This is a genomic window from Ruminococcus sp. RTP21198st1_G1_RTP21198_201120 (genome assembly GCF_040924265.1).
Classification (GTDB): domain Bacteria; phylum Bacillota; class Clostridia; order Oscillospirales; family Ruminococcaceae; genus Hominimerdicola; species Hominimerdicola aceti.
In genome coordinates this window covers 48,239-68,791 of record NZ_JBCOMH010000008.1, presented here as the reverse complement: position 1 = coordinate 68,791, position 20,553 = coordinate 48,239, and the positions used below count along the sequence as shown (strand labels likewise).

The window sequence follows — 20,553 nt, the reverse complement described above, 5'->3', positions numbered from 1 at the left end:
ACCGACCTGCAAATAATATTACTGCAATTTTGAAAAAACAACGGAGGTCATAAATATGAAAGCAACAGGAATTGTCCGCAGGATCGACGATCTCGGCAGAGTTGTCATACCTAAAGAAATAAGGCGCACCATGCGTATCCGTGAGGGCGACCCGTTGCAGACAACGTTGAAAAGCGAACTTGACTACCTGCTTACACTCCTCAGATTGGCGGATAGGCTGTACATAAAATAATGTGAGAAAAAATATGTAAACAGCTTGACACATTGATAAAAATATGTTATTTTATATTTGTAACTTAAAATACGTTACAAATATAAAAAGGTGAGCATATGAAAGAATACTTAGAAAAAACTTTAAGACAAAGAGTTACGATCAAAGAAAATAACGACTTGTACGATAAACTTCCGCTGGCTTTTAAGGGACGATATGATATCTTAAATGTCGAAACCAACGGAATGGGCTGGCTTGCAATTCAGCCAAAGAACGATATTGGGCTTATTGCACTCCGAAAAGACAGAGCTAAAGTACAGAATATTTCAGGGCTGAACTGTGCCTTATTTCTTAGATCCGCTACCACTTATATAAAGGAAAAACTTATAGAGGACGGTATCCCTTTTGTGCTGAAAGACAAGCAGATATATTTGCCGTTCATTGGCTGTCTGCTTTCAAATTCGGGCGAACGTGATATCGCACCTGTCGAGCTTATTTCATTTCTGACGCAAAAGCTGATACTTACTGCGATATATGAAAAGTGGGATAAAGTAACAGTATCAACAGCTGCCGAAAAATTGGGGGTATCAAAAACGTCAGCAAGCAGATGTTTTGATGAAATAGAATACCTGAATGTGAATATTCTCGACACAAAAGGCAAGTCAAGAGCTATTACCATTCCGCCTGATGTAAAGCAGTTGTGGAAACAGATACAGCATATTTTGAGAAAACCTGTTATCAGAAGATATGCTTTTCCAAGCGACATTCACTTGGAGAAAAAGGCCGGCTTTACTGCTTTGTGTGAGTATTCATTGTTGTCAGATAATGACTTTCCTACCTATGGGGTGATGAAAAAAGAGCTGGCTGACACAGAAATAAAAAAGCTTAAACAAATCCGCAGAGGAGAAGAAATTGGCTGTATTGTTCTTGAGCTTGGCTATTTCATTGACTATGGGCAGAAGTCGATACAAGACCCCTTGAGCGTAGCTTTATCATTGACCGATGAAGAAAAGCAGGACGAAAGAGTAATGATATCTATAAATGAAATGTTGGAGGAATATGTGTGGTAAAAGGATTAGACACTTTCAGAAATCATTTTGCTGGATATGAAGAACAGTATGTGCTTATAGGCGGTGCTGCCTGTGATATTGTATTTGAAAGCAACGACGCATCTTTTAGGGCGACAAGAGATCTTGATATGGTTCTTATCGTTGAGGCTCTCACTCCTGAATTTGGAGAAAAGCTTTGGGAGTTTATTGAGATCGGCAGATACAGAAACAAGGCCACGAATGGTCAAAAGCCGCAGCTTTACAGATTTGATAAACCTGAAGATGACACATATCCGAAAATGATAGAACTTTTTTGCAGAAATGATTTTGAACTCCGTGAGATGACAGGGATAACGCCGATTCACATAGATGATTCTGTTTCAAGCCTATCAGCAATACTGCTTGATGATGAGTATTACAAAGCCTTGATGGACGGAAGAGTTGTGCGAAATGGTTTATCCGTTCTCCGTCCCGAGTATCTTATTTTGTTTAAAGCAAAGGCATATCTTGATTTAAAGCAGAGAAAAGACAACGGTGAATCTGTTGATTCCAGCGATATCAAGAAACACAAAAAGGACATTTTGAGAATAGCTGCTGAACTTGTACTTGAAAGCATATCAGAATTACCTGCAACAGTAAAAGCAGATATTGACGCTTTTATCGGCACGCTAGAGCAAGAACCATTTGACAGCAATTCATTGAAAAGCTATGGGTTAGAAAATGATGATGTAATAGGGGTGTTACATAGGATTTTTGGATGATAGAGTGTTGCTGAATTGTTATATGGTTCATCGCCGACAATGTCAAAAAAATAGATTTTTACCGCTCCACTTGACTAACATTCTGATCTAATGTATAATCAAGTAAAGAATAAAAATATCGAGGTAAGATCACAATGAGTAGATTTCCTAGAATATACGCTGAAAGTACAATAACAAGAATGAATAAAAAGCTTGCCCTGCCGCAGGAAACTATGTCGCTCCTTTATGATTACTTTGAAACCTTTGCTAATCTGTACCAGCTATTGCCGCTAAAGGACGCTTACAAAATAATCAGCCGGCAGAATAAAGGCTTGATAACCTTGGACGAGTTCATTGCATTTTCTGAGATAGCACGTCACGAAAAGCATTATTACTACATTCTTGCCAAAGACGAATTGTATCTTGACGCACCTAAGGAAGAGCCTATCGACCGAGAGCTCGTTCATTCCTGCTTGGTTGATATTGATTATGAAGATTATTATAATATGGTCAAACATCAGGCAGGTAAGCCGCTAAAGATACTTCCAAAGCAGGAACTTCTTAAATACAAAGATGATATGTACATTGCCGACACACCATATGTCAGAGCAATGATGAACTTTTTGTGCACAAGGCTACAGCTGTCCGCACATAGGGCTGAAGATATAATATCCGATTTTATACTGATAATAACCTGTGACGACAGACCTTTTGATGCGGTATCTAAAATGCTTGATAGGGTGAAACTCAAAATGACAGAAAGCCAGCTCGAAGATTTTATCAAGCTATTCACCGATTTGAACAACAACACACGACTGCCGCAAAACAGAGGTTTTACTCCCCACGAGTTATCGACAAATCGTGGCGGACAAGAGGTTATCGACAGCATTTCCTTTGGACCAAATATAACTGCTGCATTTAAAAGCGGAGAAGCAGATATCGAAGAATACAGAAAAGAAATCCTTATGAGCGAACTGCCCGAAAAGGTCAAAATGGATATGCTCCGTCAGCTTTCTCAAATCGAGGGTAAGAATACCACTCAGAAAAAAGTCGGCAGAAATGATCCCTGCCATTGCGGCAGCGGAAAGAAATATAAAAAATGCTGTGGAAAATAAAATTGTGTTTTACGCAATATCACGTTAAAAAGTTCAGCCCATATGTACTGAACTTTTTAATATGCAACCGCCGCAGGTCACAAATCTATGTGACCTGCGGCGGTTTGTTGTATTTTGTATTTTCTATCTTTACTATGGTTTTTACATTCTATAACTTTTTCTCGCCTTATCACACTTCATCAACGCAAGCCGTTATTTACGTTTATATAATTAACTTAGTCCCGATAAAGAACGCATTACCAGATCAACGTCTTGATTTTCAAGTTCCTGAATGATATGCAGATATGTTTTTTGTGTTGTCGTCATACTGGCGTGACCAAGCCTGCGAGCAACGCTGGCAATAGACACGCCTGCAAACAACAGTAGCGATGCGTGAGTATGTCTTAAACCGTGAATAGATATTTCAGACAGATTCAACCTTTTGCAATGACGGCTAAGTATGTCATTCACAGTTGAGTTATAAACTTTGCCGTTTACGAATATGGGTTTATCTTCTGGCAGACTCTTTACCAATTCAGCAAATTGAATAACCGTTTGCCAATCTATTTGTATTTTCCTTACCGATGAATTATTCTTTGTTGGAAGAAAACCGCTGTTGCCTTTATAGTCCCAGGTTTTGCTTATAGAAAGCATTTGATGTGAAAAATCAAAATCACGAGGGGTCAAAGCAAGTGCCTCGGAAAAACGCATACCTGTTTTTGCGACCAAAAGAATAAACCAATCCCAGTTCACTCCGGACTTAAGATCAAGCGAAGTCAGCAGCGTGTGCAGTTCAAACTGATTAAGATACTTGATTTTCTTGACCGACGGCGTTTTACCTTTTATTATTGCTTTTCTCGTCGGATCACGCTCAATAAGCCCTTCATCAACCGCATCAAGTATCGCTCCTTTAAGCTGATGATGAAAGTCCATTGTTGTTTGTCTTTCGTGATACAGTGCATAATCATTAAGCAGCTGCTGATAAGCAATTCTGTTTAGATCACTCAAAACAAGTTCAGGCACAAGCCTTTTCAGCCAGGATATTGTCATTTTGTATTTATCCAATGTAACCTTTCTAATTGCTCCTTCTTTATATACTGCAACCCACCTTTCATAGTAATCACAGAACAAGTCTGTATGTTTAATGTTATTTAACATCACATTACCTCCATTTCAACAAAACGGCTTACGCTGATGAAGGGTGATAATGGAGTCGAGGTTGCGGAAGAAAGAGCCGATTGTAACCTGTTCTTCCATTGTTGTGGGCATCATAAGTTCCATATTTGCCATTTGCTTACCAGATACCTCGACAAAAGTTGAGCCAGCACCGACTGTCTCTCCATACCTTTTCATTTCCTCTGAGCGAGAAAAAATGAAATATGAGTCAAGTTCATTTATATGTGGAACAATTGATTGAAAGCCTTGATTAGTGCAGCCTTCCTTGCGTAAAATCGCCGTTTTTCCTATACCCGCACGAGATGTGAATAACACCGTTCCAACGGGTAGCATCTTGGCAGAGCTATTATCATACCCTTGCTGTGTAATCTTTCTTTCGCTTGATGAAACAAAAATTTGATCGGCAATTTCGGCAGGAGCATACCAATCAATATCACCGTCCCAATATTCAAAATTTGAGGTGCTGGGTGTTCCACCGCCTACAATATCAGCAAATTCTCCCAACTTATGCTGTTCCCAAGGAAAAGTAAAAGAGCTAAGGAAAATACCTTAACTCTTTTATAAAAACGTATATTTAGAGGGTGTTAAATACCTTTTATCCCTCATCAGGATCAAAGCCACCTGTTAAAATGAATTTTCTGAGGATTTTATCGACTTTCATATTTACTTTTGGCGGAATAATCACTTTACCCTCGATTTTTTCAAGAAAAGCTTTAGCAGCTGCTTTATTTACTGACTGTTTCAGCTTGTCAAATCTTCCGAATTCATCAATATTAGCCTCTGTAAGATTTAACTGCATCATATTTTTAAGCAAATCTTCGTCCAATCCGAAAGCAACAGCAAAACTATGGATCTGGTCATTTTTAGCCTTATATTGATACTCTGTGATATAGTCACGAAGTGTCTTTCCATCTTCAACAACTACTTCTCCACGCTGAACATCGTGCAGAAAGATCTCAGCATACTTCTGCTCGTCTTGTGTAAGCGTAGCAAAGGACTTGTGCAGTTCATCAAGCGACGCTTGCAGCTGCTCTTCAGTAATATCAGCTTGGTGCAGATTTTTTAAATATTTTTCAAATCTGCTGTTCATATAAGCTGCATCTATTCTTCCTGTGTCAATTTCAGTAATATAACCGACAAGATCAAATGGAACATCATCGCCGTCTGAACCACCATTACCGTTTTCGTCATCATTTCCGTTGGAGAGTTCTTTATAACGCTGTACCAATGCCATAAAATCGTTGCTGCCAAAGTCTAATTTGATCGTTTCATTTAAACCGGTTTCCTCATCATTAAATGTATAAATGTCCTGTTCCCAATTAAATCCTTGCAGCTTAGCAGCATCAAGATGGTGATTAAAGTCTTTGAAAAGCTGTGCAAATTTAGCTTTTTCTGCGTGATCATTAGGCAACTTTGTGAAATCAGATACTCCCGAAGATTTAAAAACTTCTGAAATATCCATATAGATCACATTAAGCTTTTTAAGATTATACGGCAGTTTCTCGACAAACAGAACCGTAGGCTTGTCACCTGAATAAGTCTTTACCGCTTCATCAATATAAGCTCTCATTGTAAATGGTCTGCGGTAATATTTTATCACACCATAAGGCTTTTCATTGCTTTTGAAAAGTCGATTTGTTCTTGACATTGCTTGAATAAGATTTTCATACTGGAGTATCTTATCCATATAGAGCGTGTTTACCCACTTTGAGTCAAAACCTGTAAGCATCTGATCAACTACAATAAGAAGATCAAGCATTTTCTCAGGTGTGCGTGTAATCGTTGAATATTTCTCTTTATGGGCAAGTCTTAAAGACACGTCTTTTTTGAAACTTGCGTGAGTAGGTATAGTAAAATCTTGTCCAAACATATCATTGTAATCGTTAAGGATCTTTACAAGCCCGTCCTCTTTAAATAACGCCACAGGTTTGCCCTTGTAAGTATTTTTGTATTCTCCATCCTCGTTGCTGATATGAGGGTCAAAAAGACAGGTCACTTTTAAGCTTGGCATTTTATCTTTAAAAAGCCCGTAATACTCAATAGCTTCAGGAATACTGCTTGTAGCAAAAATAGCGTGGAATTTCTTGTTTACACTGAGAATGCTCCAATTATCGCAAATATCATTAACAACTGCATTCTGATGTTCAGGTTCTATATACTGTGAATTAGGAAGATAGTCTTCAACGCCCTTGACATACTTTCCGTCATCATTTTCGTATCCTGCCATTGGAACATCATTCATATATTTATTGAAAACTTCTCGTTTCTTTTCATCAGCAAAAGCCTCCTCCACGTTGTTTGCTTTTGCCTCAGCAAGTGCAACCTGTTTACGAACGTCGTTTTCTTTAAAAGTCTGTACCATTCTAGGGTCAAATCCTAGAACATTTTTATCTCTGATTCCGTCCGCAAGTACATATCTATGAAGTTCTCCGCCAAATATCGTAGATGTCTGGCTCATTTTCTTCTGATTTTCTTCAAATATAGGTGTTCCGGTAAAACCAAAGAATATAGCATTTGGGAACGTACTTTTGATAGTAGAAAGCATTTCACCAAAAGTTGAGCGGTGACATTCATCAACAATAAAAACGATACGCTTTTTGCCTATTTCTTCAATATCATGAGCGTTCAGACCGTTTTCATCATTCTTGATATTGCTCATTTTCTGAATAGATGTCACTATCAAAGTATCAGCAGGAGCTGAGCTTTTCAGCTTTGTGATAAGAACATAGGTATCCTCAGTTTTCTGTACGCTTTCGCCATCATCAGCAAAATTATTGTATTCAATATATGACTGATTTCCGAGTTCTATCCTATCAGTAAGAAAAACTACTTTATCTGCATCCTTAGAGTTTGCAATAAGCTGAGCAGACTTAAAGCTCGTCATAGTTTTTCCCGAACCTGTTGTATGCCAAATGAATCCACCACGCTGATTGCCCTCGCCCCATTTAGTTTTTGAAACCTTGTCAGAGATCGCACTTGCGGCATAATACTGATAACTTCTCATAACTTTCAGAACGCCGTCAGTATCATCAGCCACAGTATAAAAGCCGATAAGCTGGTGAGCCATAGGGATAGAAATTAGATTTGATGCAATGCCTTTCCAGTCATTTATGACCTCGTTATTGAAATCTGCCCAATGAAAGTAAAAATAGGGGTTGAAAGCATCGGCACTTCCGGGATTTGCAAAGTAAAGTGTTTCGTCAGGTGTCATAGCGACAAATATCTGAACAAGAGAAAACAGCCCTGTAAAAACGCCCTCGTAAGAATATTTCTGTATCTGATTGCACGCCTCGCTTACAGGAACGCCGCTGCGTTTGAGTTCGATATGTATAACAGGCATACCATTTATCAAAAGCATTATATCCCCTCTGCGGTCATTCAATATTCTAGAGGACGCCTTGAATTTTGGCTGTCTTGCTATCTGATAACGGCTCTGACCTGCGGCGATCTCCTTGCGGTCGTATATCTTAAGTGAAACTTCCTTGCCAAAGTGAAGCTTATCATCGACATTATCACGAGTGATCGAGATAGTTTTGCCGTTTATAAATTTATTGAGCATAAGTGGAGTACGCAAAGTTTTTATTTGCTCCATTATCTGCTGCATTTCTCCGCTTGTCAGCGGACAGCCATTCAGACGATCAATGCTCTGATTATTGTTAAAGAGGATATTTGCCCAATTCTGTATCAGATCTTCCTCCGTTGGATACATAATAACTTCCGAAGACCAGCCCTTATTAAATAGGACTTTTATCAAAGCATCTTCAAATTTTGCCTCTTTTTTGAAGATCATACAAATACCTCCTATACAAACATCTTTTCAAGGCACGCTTTTTTGATATTTTTAAGCTTTTCAAGCTTACGCTGATGAAGGGTAATAAGGGTGTCGAGCTTTGCAAAGAAAGATCCGATTTGGTGCTGTTCCTTTACGTCGGACGGTACTGTAAGGACTGTTTCAAAGTAATCGGCAGGAGTGATATTGAGTAGTCCATGATTTCTTGCACCCTCGGCAGCAATAGCTTGAACTCCCTTATGCCAACAGTCGGTATCATAATACGAAACAAGAAAATCAGAGTCAATATTTCCGTTCTCTTTCAAAGCGAAAACAATGTAAAGTGTCGATAATACGCCCATTTCGTACCTATCAAGTCTCTTAACTGCACCCCACGGAGCATCAGATGATGTACTCTTATTGTAGGCAAATTCACCTTTCTTCAACAGGTAGTAACCGCTTACATCTCGGCTTGCTATACGCTTATCGAAGAACTCGTTTTGATCTATCAAGCCATACTGTGCTGATATGGTAAGTGGCAGCTCTGATTCACGGTTTTCGTTCTTTCTCGTCACTCTCTCGACCATATCAGACAACTTACGCTGTTCCCAAGCGTCAGTAAATCCCTTAAACCGAATTTCGGGATATGGGCTGCCATTTTCCGGAAACATTTTTTCAAGCATAGCCTTTTTGACTTTGGTCAATTTGTCATACTTACGCTGATGAAGGGTGATAAGGGAGTCAAGTTTATCGAGAAACGCTCCTATTTTTTTCTGCTCATCAATATGTGGTATTGGGATAGGCATTTCAAAAAAGACGGAGTCTTTAATCGAAAATCTATCCGACCTTGCCCCAGAGTCACCATTGAAATTCATAAATGAATGCCAGTACTTACTCTTGAAGAAATATTCAAGATATGTTGTGTCAATATCGTGTGGTCTAAAAACCGTATAAAGCGGTGACATTACGCCAATTCTGCCTAACTTATTGCGATTTATTGGTCCAACAGGCGCAGAAGTTGAAATACGAGGGTTATAAACAAAGTCCTCGCTTCTAACGATATAATAACCGCCTAAACTGCTCATCTTTGCAATATCGTGGTCGAAAAAATCTCGTTGACTGATTATTCCGAACTCTGCCGAATTAGTAAAGGTTTCAATATATTGTAGTCCAACATTTTTCTCGGTAACTTTATCTGCAATCGCACTTAACTTACGCTGTTCCCAAGTATGTTTAAAAGTAAATATAGACTAACATAGTGTATATTTCAAAATTCTTGTTTATTTTTTAGATTTTTAGCTGTGTAGTATTGAAATTTTGTACAAATTGTAGTATAATATTCCTTGCGGGAGTTTACACAGGTTTCAAGTGTAAGTCATAATCAAGCAAGAATATTTAGGAGAAGTTATATATGAACAAACAACAGCTGGCAAATAAAATTTGGGAATCCGCTAATAAAATGCGTTCAAAAATAGAGGCAAATGAATATAAAGACTATATTTTAGGTTTCATTTTTTACAAGTACCTGTCCGATAAGGAAGTAAAATTCTTGAAAGACGAGGGGTATGATGATGAATTGCTCAAAACCGTTACTGAGGAAGATGAGGAAACGGTCGAGTATATTCAAAAGAATATTGGATATTTTATTGGCTATAATGATCTTTTTTCAACGTGGCTCGAAATGGGCAATGATTTCAGTGTAGACAATGTTACTACCGCTCTTTCTGCATTTAGCAGACTAATTTCAAGCACTCACAAAAAGGTCTTTGATAAAGTATTTGATACTCTTGAAACGGGTCTTTCAAAGCTTGGAGATACTTCAGGTGCAAGAACTAAGGCTATCAGCGGGCTTTTACAGCTTATCAAGGATATTCCTATGGACGGAAAACAGGACTATGATGTTCTTGGTTTTGTTTATGAATATTTGATCGAAAAGTTCGCCTCAAATGCGGGCAAAAAGGCAGGCGAGTTCTATACGCCTCACGAAGTGTCTGTGCTTATGTCTGAAATAGTTGCTGAGCATCTCAAGGGAAAAGACGAAATAAAGATCTATGATATAAAAACACCGAGATTGATACAATTTAATTATTCCTCCGCCGGTTTTGCCGCTTGAGGGGTATGTTGGCGTTTGAGGGGTAAGTTGTGGAAGTCGGGTTGTCCCGGCTGTTTTCTAAAAAAGATAGGAAGTAGCAATATGAAAAATACAGAAATTCGCATTTTTTATTCGTGGCAATCTGATTTGCCAAATAGTGAAACTCGCGGGCTAATCCAAGACAGTATCTCATCAGCAGTAAAAATGTTAAGGGATACAGTTGAGATAGAAGCAGACAGAGATACTAAGGGGGAATACGGCTCACCAGATATCGTACAGACTATTTTTTCAAAAATTGATGAATGCGATATTTTTATTGCAGATGTTAGCATCGTAAATAAATACAGTTCAATAACCGATGAGGGCGAAAATGGCAACGTAAGATATGGTCCAAACCCTAATGTTATGCTTGAACTTGGATATGCGGCGAGTGTGGTTGGCTGGGAAAATGTAATTTGTATATTAGACACCGACTATGGTTTACCAGATGATTTGCCTTTTGATCTTGCTCATCATAGGCTTTCACCCTATTCCTTGAAGGAGAAGACAAAGAAGGATGTTAAAAAGTATATTAGGGACATTATAACAGATACGGTAAGTAATCTATTAGAAAATGGTCCCAGGGTTAAGAGCAATTTTTCAAATCTTGTTGTTGGTTGTTATAATCAAGAGAGCAATGAAATTACCAAAGAAGCATGGTCTTATAGTCCTTTTGAATATTTTGATAGTGTCATTAAGGATCGAGGTATTGCTGGTTGCAAACAATTGATATCTGAAATCAATGATATTCATCTGGAACCGTGTATAGTGGAGGAACCAAAAGAACAACCACAAGTTTCATCAAATATAAGCGAAATGCTCGGAAGCATTAATCTCTTTGGAGACACACCACAAAGAGTAATCATTACTGAAAAAGAAAAGGAATCGATTATTAGTTTTTCTATGGAGTACCCGGAAATAAAATTGATGGATGATTTTTTTGAATTGGGGAATTTAAAGAAAAAAGTATCATTTCATATAGGCGGTAGTGGAACCACATATGAGGGGACAGAAGAGGAAAAACTAAAGTACGAAAAGATCAATGAGCTTGATTACAGGATTGCTCAAATGCAAATGATGGAGATGTATTCGAGAACTTTTGACGACTATTTTTTGTTTCCTTTGGCAATTCGTAATGTATCCACAATTGCAGATGATGAAATCAGTATTTCGGTTATTATCAGTGGGGCAAATACAGCAACACCATCTCGCAAAATTATTAATCCTGACTTGCAGGGTATTGAGGGCTTAATTTATGAAGATGGGATTATTAAAGAATTTCTGTTGATGAATGAAAACTCGAAAATAAAGTATGAAACCAATATTAGCTATTCGATATCTGACAGTATTGATTCGTTTAAGCTGTATGGCGTTAATGGTGCTCATTTCGATGCAAAGGATTATGAACGAGAGCTTTCAAAATATATAGCTGAACCACAGGGATTAGAAAAGAACGAGTATGAGTTTTATATTAAGGCACTTCGTCCAAAGGAAACATGCTGGCTTGGACCAATGATTATGTTAAAAAGAAGCGATGGAGATATTTGCATTAGGTATTCGATAAAATCGAACAAGTCCGATGGCAATTTATCAGGAGAAATAAAGTTTTCTGTAGTGTAACAAAGAAAGCGCCTCCGAGCCGATGTGGTTCAGAGGCGTTGCTGCGTCTATGGGATTATGCCTTGATCTCGGTGCCGTCCTTGAATGCCACCCGGATGTCATCCTTGCTGTGAACTGTGATGTAATCGACCATCGCCAGCCAGTCGGTTTCACGGAACTCCGTCAGCGGCTCCCGGCTCCGCAGGTTCTTCAGGTAGGTTTCGATCTGGTGCTTCCGGGCCATGCGCTCGGCAATCAAGTCGGTGACCTCGGTGTGTCGGGCCTTGGCCTTATCGAACCGGGCCACCAGAGCATCGTATCGTTTCTGGTATTCATCCTGATCGAGGGCGACGTGAGCGTTCTCCTTGATGCAATCCTCGATGAGCTCGGCAGCGATGTTGATTTCAGCTTCCAGATCCGAAAGCTCACTCTCAAGTGCCGTGGTGTCGAGGCTTCTTGAAAGGACCTGATCGTATATGGCTATAAACTGTTCCTTCTGGTCGATCACCTGATTGGCGGCCCGGAGGAACAGTTCTTTTATTTCATCCTCGGTGAGTGTCGGTGTGGCGCATTTCTGGCCGTCGAACTTGTGATTACACTGCCAGATGACCTTCCGGTAGGCGTCGTTGCTGTGCCACACCTTCGGCCCGTACCAGCTGCCGCAGTCTCCGCACTTGACCTTACTGGAAAAGATGCTGACCGAGCTCTTGCGGTTCCGGCCCTTGGTGCGGGTAGTCATCAGCGTCTGCACCATCTCGAAGGTCTCCGGATCGATAATGGCCTCGTGGTTGTCCTTGACGTAGTACTGCGGGATTTCACCCTCGTTGGTCTTTTTCTTCTTGGTCAGAAAATCTACAGTGAAGGACTTCTGCAGCAGCGCATCACCCTTGTACTTTTCGTTGGTGAGAATGCTTTTGATGTTGCTGGGGTTCCAGTGGTCCTTGCCGCCGGGAGAAGGAATGCCTTCATCGGTCAGCGTCCGGGCAATCTGGAATGGCGACTGGCCTTGCAGGAACATTCCGTAGATGCGCTTGACCAGCTTGGCCTGTTCTGGGTTTACCACGAGGTTGTGGTCCGGCCCCATGTCGTAGCCCAGAAACCGCTTGAACGGGACTGTGACCTTGCCGTCTGCAAACCGCTTCCGCTGGCCCCATGTGCAGTTCTCGGAAATGGACCGGGACTCTTCCTGCGCCAGCGAGGACATGATCGTCAGCAGAAGTTCACCATTGCTGTCGAAGGTCCAGATGTTTTCTTTTTCAAAATAGACCTCGACGTTGTGCTCCTTGAGTTTCCGGATGGTAGTCAGGCTATCGACTGTGTTTCTGGCAAAGCGGCTGACCGACTTCGTGATAATCAGGTCGATCTTGCCGTCAAGGGCATCTGCAACCATCTGCCTGAACTGCTCACGCTTTTTGGTATTGGTGCCGGTGATGCCTTCGTCAGGATATACCCCGACGAACTCCCAATCATCCCGGCCATTGATGTAATTCGTGTAGTAATCAATCTGCGCTTCGTAACTGGTCAGCTGCTCCTCGTTGTCGGTGCTGACACGAGCGTAGGCCGCCACACGTCGCTTCTTAGTGCTGTTGATCGGTGCCGCCGTGAAGCGTGACAGCGTCGCCGGTATCGTGGTTACGGATTTGGCCATTTCTTTTCGCTCCTTATTTTCTTGATTCTTTCACTCATTGCCTCCCTGCGCTCGTCTGTCCAAGCGGCCTTCATGGATTTTTTTGCTTTTTCCCGCCGTTCCTCGGTCCAAGGGGTGCCGTGCCGCTTATCCAAGAAGTCTCTGGATTCGATGTGGCCGTCCCTGAAATGGAACGTGACCATGTGGTCGAGGATTGTTGCACTTTCAATCTGAGCGTCCATCGCAGCCTCGTCGAACTCATCAAGGCCAAGGATCTCAGTCACCAGCCGCTTCATGGTCTCGTCCCTGATAGCCGGATTCCGACATTCGGAACGTGGACCGGTGCAATACCACGACCGTGTCGGGGTGCCGTCCTTACGCTTTCCGGATTGGCAGCGGTAATTGGCACCGCAGCAGCCGCATTTTATGAATCCGGTGAACTCGTAGAAGGTATTCCGGTTCGGATTGGTATCCTTGCGCTTGTGCCGTTCTCCCCAGAGCTTTCTGCGCTCGTCTGTCCACCAGTCGGTCTTGGCAGTAGATTGCCATTTGGTGGTGACCTCGTGGCCGTCGTAAAAGCGGAAGGTCAAGGTATCGTCTCCGATAACGATGACTTCCTCGATCTGCTGACTGAAAACGTCCTCGTCAAACTCATCAAGGCCCAGCACCTCCGCTGCGGTATTCTGGAGCATCTTCTCCGGGATGTTCTTCGAGGGGCAAGCCGACACACCTTTCTGGCTTTTCGTCTGACAGATCCAGATGTAGTAAACCTCACCGGCGGTATTCCGTTTTCCACTGTGGCGATAGTGTTTTCGGCAGCAGCCACAGGTGATCTTCGTGGAGAAAGCCGATAGTTTCAGCGACTTGTTTCCGAAGGGACCAAGGTCCCGTCTGCGCTTGAACTCGGCCTGTACCACTTGCCATTCGTCCATCGGGATAATTGCCTCGTGAGTGTCTTCGACAAAATACTGTGGCATCTCGCCGTAATTCTTCCTACGGTGCTTGGTGATCGGGTCTTCACAGTATTCCTTCTGGAAGAGCATGTTCCCGGTGTAGGTGATGTTTGTCAGGATGACCTTCACATTGGAGTCCACCCACGGCTTTCCCTGCCGGGTATAAATGCCTCGGTCCATCAAGGCCCTGCCAATCTCAATCCGGGATGCGCCTTTCATGTACTCGGCATACATCCAACGGATGATCTCTGCTTCCTCCGGTACGATGACCAGTTTGTCGTCCTGCCACTCATACCCGAAAATGCTGAACTTGCCGTTGGGAATGCCTTGCTTGAACCGCTTGATCGTACCCCATTTGACGTTTTCGGAAATGCTGCGGCTTTCTTCCTGTGCGAAGGAAGCAAGGATGGAAAGCATCAGCTCTCCGTCGCCGCTCAAGGAATTGATGTTTTCCTTCTCGAAGCGCACCTCAATGCCGAGGTCCTTCAGGTGCCGGACCGTGTTTAAAAGGTCCACGGTGTTCCTCGCAAAACGCTGGATCGACTTGGTGAGGATGATGTCGATGTTTCCGGCTTCACACTCAGCCAGCATGCGATTGAACTCTTCACGCTTTTTGGTGCCGGTGCCGGAGATCCCGTAATCCGCAAAAACGCCAGCATATTCCCATTCGGGGTTCTTTTGAATCAGTGCGCTGTAATAGCTCACCTGTGCAGAAAGCGAGTGCTGCATCCGTTCGGATTCCATCGACACTCTGGCGTAGGCAGCGACTCGCTTTCTTGTTTTCAGAACCGGCAGTTTTCGCTCGATTTTCTCTACTGTTTTCAATGATATCCCTCCTTCCGGTAGTGTCTATATATCACTCTAAAAGGCAGGAATATCAAGCGTTTTCGGATAATAATGTACCCAAATATGGTCGGTATTTTTCGAGCAGAATTGTATCAATTTCAGCGTATTCCTCCTCAGTGATCAAGCCCTTTTCGAGCATGGATTTCGCCATTGAAATCGCTGCATGGTAGAGCATATCGTTGTGGAGCTCCTCCTTGCTCATCAGGCATCACCGCCTTTGAACCGGGCCGCAATATAACAGACGTGGGAGCAGTACTTGCGCTTGGCGTTTCCGTAGGCCGTGAACTCCTTCCCGCACTCTGGGCAGATAAAGGTATAAACGGCCTTCTGCTTCACAGCATCCGGGTGAGCGTTCCACCATGCCGTCCGGCATTCCGGGCAGCAGAACTTTTTCTGTTTCCGTCTTGGGAACTGGATCAGCGTTTTGCCGCAGTTCAGGCAAAGCTGCGTGGGAACCTCCGCAAGGCTGTGGCTCTCTGCCTTCTCACCGGCGAGGCCGTGGGATCGACAATATGCTTTGACACTGTCCTTTGACAGTCCGACGCTGTTGGCGATGGCCGTATATCCAAAGCCCTGATGCCGCAGGGCCGTTATCTTTTCTCTTTGCTCATTTGTCATGAGATTGTCCTCCAGTCCGAGAGGGGCCCCTCTCACTACCCACTGGAGGGAAATGGCCATCTTGAACGAAAAAAGCGCAAAAAAAATAACGCCCTCCACGGAATGATCCGCAGAGAGCGTTGATAGGTTCGGTTTACTTATTCGGGATCTTCAGCTTCATACCGCTGTAGATGACATTGCTTTTCAGTCCATTCAGGCTGACGATTTCTTTATAGCGGCTGCCGTTGCCGAGATACTTCTTGGCGATTGCCCAGAGGGTGTCACCATGCACCACGGTGTGGATGCGGTAATCCTCGGAGGGTTTCGTGCCTGCCATGGCAAGTGCAGAAGTCTTGACCGGCGACATGATGGCGTACCTGCCGGATTCATCCTTATTGATGACCGCACGGTCGCCGCTGACCTCGACCACATACCAGCGGAGCTTCTTCACCCAGCCGGGAATGGTTTTGCCGCCATAATAGGTGCTGCCCGTGATGGTCACGAGGTCGCCAGCTTTGATTGTGCCGGTGGGCTTGGCGGGTTCGACCGGCTTCACCTCGCTGCCGAGAGCCGCCGTGACCTTGGATGCCAGACCACCCATACGGGCATACATCCAGTTGCCGGGGCAGGATTTGTTCGCAAACCATCTGTGAACAGTCAGAACCATCTCGTCAGATTTCGGGGTGTAGTTCAGCGTCTTGGCCTTATCGCCGAGCCAGAGCAGCTTGGTTTTGCCGTTGCGCCTGCAGATATCGGTGCAAAGCTCGATGAGTCTCTTGTACACCACATCCTTGAAAGCGTAAGGCTCGGTGTTGTCGCTGGCACACTCGATGGTGATAGCTCTCTGGTCGTTGGCTGCGGAGGAGGAGCACCAGGAGCGGTTTTTCTCTTCCACATACATCCAGATCCGCCCGTCGACACCGATGCCGTAGTTACTGCTTGCCTGCCGTGAGGTCGGCAAAAAGATGTTGCCCAGCGTTTCCACACTGCACTGACCCACCACGCAGTGCGGCGTGATGCGGTCAATGCTGTGGGTGCGCTGCCCGGAGTGGTTCGGGCTGAGTTTGGTGTAGGACACCAGGGGGCTGTTCGTGTAAGCCATGTTATTCATCCTCCTTTTCACTGCGGTCATGAAGCTGCTCCAGAACGGATTTCAGCTTCTGCGGAATGGGCAGTCCCAGGTATGCGGCGTTCTCCAACAGGGACACGCCCTCATTCGATAGGTAGAAGAAAATGACGGCGGTACGCATCACCGAACCGCTGCCGATGACGCGGGTGTCGAGAATATGCCCGACGCCGACCAGGGCGAAGATGAGCACCTTTTTGAAAATGCCCTTGAAGCCGACTTCGCTGGACAGCTTCTTGTCCACCACGGCACACATGATGCCGGTGATGTAGTCGATGACTACGAAAGCCAGAAGCGCATAAAGCAAGCCGTCACATCCTCCCAAGAACCATCCCAGCCAGCCGCCGATTCCGGCGAACACCACCTGAATGGTCGTCCAGAATTCTTTCATGTTGTTTGTCCTCCTTTGAGATTAAAAATGGGTATGAAAAAAGTGACGCCGGAGCGTCACGCTTTTCCGATAGCATAGATTGATACTTTGTAGGTTGCCGATGGTACCGTATTTGGTCTTACGGCAAATATCTTTCCGGGGTTGGTCGTTGTAGACCAGCTACTCGAACTGCCTCGCTCCACAAACATGGCGTAATTGCTGTTCTCCGTGGAGATATGGACATGAGGAATTTCCGCGAAGGTAAATGGAAAATTAGGGAGCGCAATTGCGCCGCTCTCATAGAGCACGCCCCATGCTGTCGAAATGGCGGTCGTAAAGGAATACTGACCCCAACATTCCGCTGTACCGCTTTTCCATTTACGGTAATTCCAGATGCCGCTTGTCCCTTGCTGAATGACAAAATCCGCAAGGGGTGAGCCATCCACCCGCATATCCCCGGCAACATCCAGCATGGCTTGTGGCTCCGGCGTGTTGATGCCGACCTTCTTTTTCCGAAGCGCAATGAGGGGCGTACCCTGCGGAACAGTAAAATACAGATCCAGACTGCTCAAAGAATAGAGCTTGTCTTGGATCTGTAGATGAAGGTCGTAGGAACTGTTGGCATCCAGACTGCACAGTTCCAAATTGGAGTAGCTGAAAGAGGTTCCGCTTTTTGTCGTGCCGGAATAGATGCTGGTGTAGCTGCCGTAGCTGCTCTCACTGGTTTTCTTGTAACGATACCGCACATAAACCACGCTGTTTTTCTGCGTCCCGTCTACGGTAACAGCAGAAATTGAGCCACTGAATTTGAGCTGCATTTCCGCTTCGATATCGTTGGTTCGCCGGAGCGTTATCGAGGATATCTTCGGCTTGGTGTACGGAATGACCGTCACCGTCTGTGAAGTTTCGGCGGTGTAGCCGCGGGAGTCCGTGACCGTGAGCGTGACCGTTACGCTGCCGGACTTGGCGATCTTTCCAACAGATAAGGCAGAGCCGGTAGTGTTAGAGGATGACAGCCCGTTGCAGGAAGCTGTGTAGTTGGAAATATTGGCACCGTTTTTTGCAGTTGCCGTTCCGGGCGTGACCTTGATGGTCGAGTAGTTCTGAACGAATAGCTGGTCGTTGCCTGTGAGGTTTTTCGTGGTCGTGTAGCTGTCGGCATAAGTGAATCCGCTTATGGTCGGAGCAGAATTGGTTGCCGTGGTCAGTACAGTGGCGGTCTTGCTTGAAGTACTGCCGATCTGCGTAGATCCGCTGTAGGACGAAACCGCAAAAGTGCCGGTGAACGACTTGATGGATGCCATAGCGTTCAACAGCGTTGTCCTCTGCGCCGATGTCAGCGTGACCGTGCGGTTCGCCGTGCCCTTCGACCAGGAAAGCCCGGAAATAGTCAAGATGGTCGTGCTGCCGTTTTTGAGCACCAGCGTATTGGTGTAGGAGGCTTCGTACACGGTCACATTGATGGTAATGGAAACCGTGGCATTGTCCGCCGTCACTGTGTTGACACTATTCACCACAGCACCGCCCAGCGTCTTGACCGTGGAACTGCCGGAAGTGCCGTAGACATGGTTGTACTGCCGCCTTGCTCTGACCCTCACCGTGTAGCTTGTATTCGGTGAGAGCGAGGTGATCGTCACACTGGCACTGGTGGATGCCGTCGTTGAGAACTGCGTCCAGCTCGAACCGCCGTTTGTGCTGTACTGCCAGATGTCCGCCGTGGCAGAGGATGTAGCGGAGATTTTGAACCCGTTTGCCGTGACATTCGATGTACTGAAGGTCACGGTAGGTGCGGAACGGTCGATGGTAGTCAGCGTCATGCTGCCGCCGTATTCCTGTGAACCGTAGATATAAACACGGGTCGAGAATCCGACCGCAATCGTTTTGCCGCCGTTGCTGTTGTGAGCTACAGTAATCGTGCCACTGACAGAACCTTTCTTTGCCGGGAAAACACGGTCATCCCAATAGGTACGGTCCTTTGAGTATACGGTCGTACCATTGATCGTTACAGTGGTCGTGTCAATGGTGTAATAAGTGGATGCGCCACCGGTAGAGGTCAGCGTCCAGGAAAGTGTCGAGCTGTTACCGACCACATTCACGCTTTCTGAAATGTCCAGTTGAAGATAGCGCCCATCGTATGCCGCGCTTTTCCAAGTTGCCATAGCTTTCCCTCCTTAATCCAGAATGACGATGTTCAGCCCTTCGGACGCCGTTGGCATCGGGACAAACTTCGTTTTACCCACGGTCAGTTCGCCGTCCACCGTGGTTTTCTTGGTCTGCGTTTCGTCCTTGTTCAGGGTGAAGATCACCTCGTCGTTGTAGTAACCGGCGAACTCCGTGTTCGTGATAACCGTCCGCTGGGACGATGCGCTGTTGGATACCTCAATGCCACGCTTATCGATCTTGACCTCCTGCGTGTAGATCTCGTTAGGTGCAGGCGTCCACTTTCGGGGGATCGCTCCTTCGGAGATCATGATGTCGGCGAGATAAATGGACGCATCCCGACAGTAGCAGTAAATGCGCAGCGTGGGGTCAGTCACATCCGTGAGCGTTACGGAGTAATCCGTCCAGTCAAACGCCGTGGACTTATTGAACAGGTACTTGGTTTTGTTTCCGTTGTAGGTCACATAGAAATATCCGGACATGGTCGAGGTTTTCTTTGCCCGGACCGAGATCGTATAAGTGCCGGGGACTACCCCTCGGATGTACTGCGACAACGAGGAATAGGCTCCCAACACAAAGCAAGAGTCGGAAATGGTGTTGTTCTGCGTATCGGTGGAGGTATCTGTTTTTACCGTACCGGAGTAGCTCCAATCATCCGTGATGCCGTTCAGCCCGGAGGAATTCTGCACATAGTTGATGCCGCCGATGTACTGCTCCTGCATGGTGACGGACAGTCCATCCACGGTGTGTTCCAGCTCCGAAACACGGCTTTCGGAGTTCAGTACCCGTTCCTCCAGGACGCCCTGGTCGTTGGACACCGTTTCCACCGTTTCGGTAAGGGTCGCCACATAGCTGTTCAGCCCGTCGATGGTCTGCTGGAACTGTGCGTCCTTCTCGGTCAGAATGGAAATGGTGGTGCGGATCGTTTCAATGTCGTTCTGCACCACCCATTCATTTCCGTCCCATATCTTCGTTTCCGGCGGGGTCACGGAAGTATCCACCCAGAGCTGCCCCTCATAGGGGTTTTCCGGCGGCGTGTCCGAGGTGACCACATCGCAGAGACTGATAATCGTGAACTGTGCTGATGCGATCATCTCACCACCTC

17 protein-coding genes and 1 pseudogene are annotated in these 20,553 nt (G+C 44.8%); 6 read left to right on the top strand and 12 right to left on the bottom strand.

The genetic code is table 11. The features are described from left to right. Positions 1-55 precede the first annotated feature (55 nt). The 4 genes and pseudogenes from AB5627_RS06770 to AB5627_RS06755 form a co-directional block, all read left to right on the top strand. Positions 56-160 (top strand): annotated as a pseudogene (locus tag AB5627_RS06770) (AbrB/MazE/SpoVT family DNA-binding domain-containing protein); the annotation flags it as partial. 170 nt (positions 161-330) lie between these two features. Next, positions 331-1,281 (top strand): hypothetical protein, encoded by a 951-nt coding sequence (locus tag AB5627_RS06765; protein ID WP_265290781.1) that lies wholly within the window; start codon positions 331-333, stop codon positions 1,279-1,281. Continuing rightward, a complete protein-coding gene (locus AB5627_RS06760) occupies positions 1,275-2,021 on the top strand; it encodes a hypothetical protein (protein WP_265290779.1) in 747 nt (248 codons plus the stop codon). The genes AB5627_RS06765 and AB5627_RS06760 overlap by 7 nt, the downstream gene beginning before the upstream one ends. Positions 2,022-2,155: 134 nt before the next feature. Next, positions 2,156-3,115, top strand: coding sequence for an SEC-C metal-binding domain-containing protein (locus tag AB5627_RS06755; RefSeq protein ID WP_265290778.1), 960 nt, complete (start codon positions 2,156-2,158; stop codon positions 3,113-3,115). Between the two features lie 210 nt (positions 3,116-3,325). On the opposite strand, the gene AB5627_RS06750 is transcribed toward AB5627_RS06755, so the two are convergent. Genes AB5627_RS06750 through AB5627_RS06735 form a run of 4 tightly spaced genes read right to left on the bottom strand, consistent with a single transcriptional unit; the run spans position 3,326 to position 9,124 of the window. Next, positions 3,326-4,252 carry a site-specific integrase gene (locus tag AB5627_RS06750; protein ID WP_022286823.1) on the bottom strand — a complete coding sequence of 309 codons (927 nt, stop codon included), beginning with the start codon at positions 4,250-4,252 and terminating at the stop codon, positions 3,326-3,328. 15 nt (positions 4,253-4,267) lie between these two features. Further along, the gene (locus tag AB5627_RS06745) at positions 4,268-4,816 is read right to left on the bottom strand and encodes a restriction endonuclease subunit S (RefSeq protein WP_288177711.1); all 549 of its coding nucleotides are present in this window, start codon (positions 4,814-4,816) and stop codon (positions 4,268-4,270) included. Between the two features lie 49 nt (positions 4,817-4,865). Further along, on the bottom strand, positions 4,866-8,060 hold the full coding sequence (locus AB5627_RS06740; RefSeq protein ID WP_368369748.1) for an HsdR family type I site-specific deoxyribonuclease: 3,195 nt from the start codon (positions 8,058-8,060) through the stop codon (positions 4,866-4,868). Positions 8,061-8,071: 11 nt separating this feature from the next. Further along, positions 8,072-9,124, bottom strand: coding sequence for a restriction endonuclease subunit S (locus tag AB5627_RS06735; protein ID WP_333635031.1), 1,053 nt, complete (start codon positions 9,122-9,124; stop codon positions 8,072-8,074). 326 nt (positions 9,125-9,450) lie between these two features. Here AB5627_RS06735 and AB5627_RS06730 point away from each other — a divergent pair, with 326 nt between their 5' ends. Continuing rightward, on the top strand, positions 9,451-10,152 hold the full coding sequence (locus AB5627_RS06730; RefSeq protein WP_333635032.1) for a type I restriction-modification system subunit M N-terminal domain-containing protein: 702 nt from the start codon (positions 9,451-9,453) through the stop codon (positions 10,150-10,152). Between the two features lie 81 nt (positions 10,153-10,233). Further along, a complete protein-coding gene (locus tag AB5627_RS06725; protein ID WP_333635033.1) occupies positions 10,234-11,790 on the top strand; it encodes a hypothetical protein in 1,557 nt (518 codons plus the stop codon). Between the two features lie 55 nt (positions 11,791-11,845). Here AB5627_RS06725 and AB5627_RS06720 read toward each other — a convergent pair whose 3' ends face one another. The 8 genes from AB5627_RS06720 to AB5627_RS06685 form a co-directional block, all read right to left on the bottom strand. Beyond that, positions 11,846-13,417 carry a recombinase family protein gene (locus tag AB5627_RS06720; RefSeq protein WP_368369747.1) on the bottom strand — a complete coding sequence of 524 codons (1,572 nt, stop codon included), beginning with the start codon at positions 13,415-13,417 and terminating at the stop codon, positions 11,846-11,848. After that, a complete protein-coding gene (locus AB5627_RS06715) occupies positions 13,402-15,174 on the bottom strand; it encodes a recombinase family protein (protein ID WP_333635035.1) in 1,773 nt (590 codons plus the stop codon). The genes AB5627_RS06720 and AB5627_RS06715 overlap by 16 nt, the downstream gene beginning before the upstream one ends. 52 nt (positions 15,175-15,226) lie before the next feature. Then, positions 15,227-15,397 carry an SHOCT domain-containing protein gene (locus AB5627_RS06710; RefSeq protein ID WP_178737709.1) on the bottom strand — a complete coding sequence of 57 codons (171 nt, stop codon included), beginning with the start codon at positions 15,395-15,397 and terminating at the stop codon, positions 15,227-15,229. Further along, positions 15,397-15,813: an RNA polymerase subunit sigma-70 gene (locus AB5627_RS06705; protein WP_256321886.1), complete on the bottom strand. Its 417-nt coding sequence runs from the start codon at positions 15,811-15,813 to the stop codon at positions 15,397-15,399. The genes AB5627_RS06710 and AB5627_RS06705 overlap by 1 nt, the downstream gene beginning before the upstream one ends. Positions 15,814-15,946: 133 nt before the next feature. Next, positions 15,947-16,894, bottom strand: a complete 948-nt coding sequence (locus tag AB5627_RS06700; protein ID WP_333635037.1) for a LysM peptidoglycan-binding domain-containing protein — start codon at positions 16,892-16,894, stop codon at positions 15,947-15,949. Position 16,895: 1 nt separating this feature from the next. After that, the gene (locus tag AB5627_RS06695; protein ID WP_333635038.1) at positions 16,896-17,309 is read right to left on the bottom strand and encodes a holin family protein; all 414 of its coding nucleotides are present in this window, start codon (positions 17,307-17,309) and stop codon (positions 16,896-16,898) included. A 56-nt stretch (positions 17,310-17,365) separates the two neighbouring features. Beyond that, positions 17,366-19,447 carry a DUF859 family phage minor structural protein gene (locus AB5627_RS06690; RefSeq protein WP_337398868.1) on the bottom strand — a complete coding sequence of 694 codons (2,082 nt, stop codon included), beginning with the start codon at positions 19,445-19,447 and terminating at the stop codon, positions 17,366-17,368. Positions 19,448-19,459: 12 nt separating this feature from the next. Further along, on the bottom strand, positions 19,460-20,542 hold the full coding sequence (locus AB5627_RS06685) for a hypothetical protein (RefSeq protein WP_195388619.1): 1,083 nt from the start codon (positions 20,540-20,542) through the stop codon (positions 19,460-19,462). Positions 20,543-20,553 lie beyond the last annotated feature (11 nt).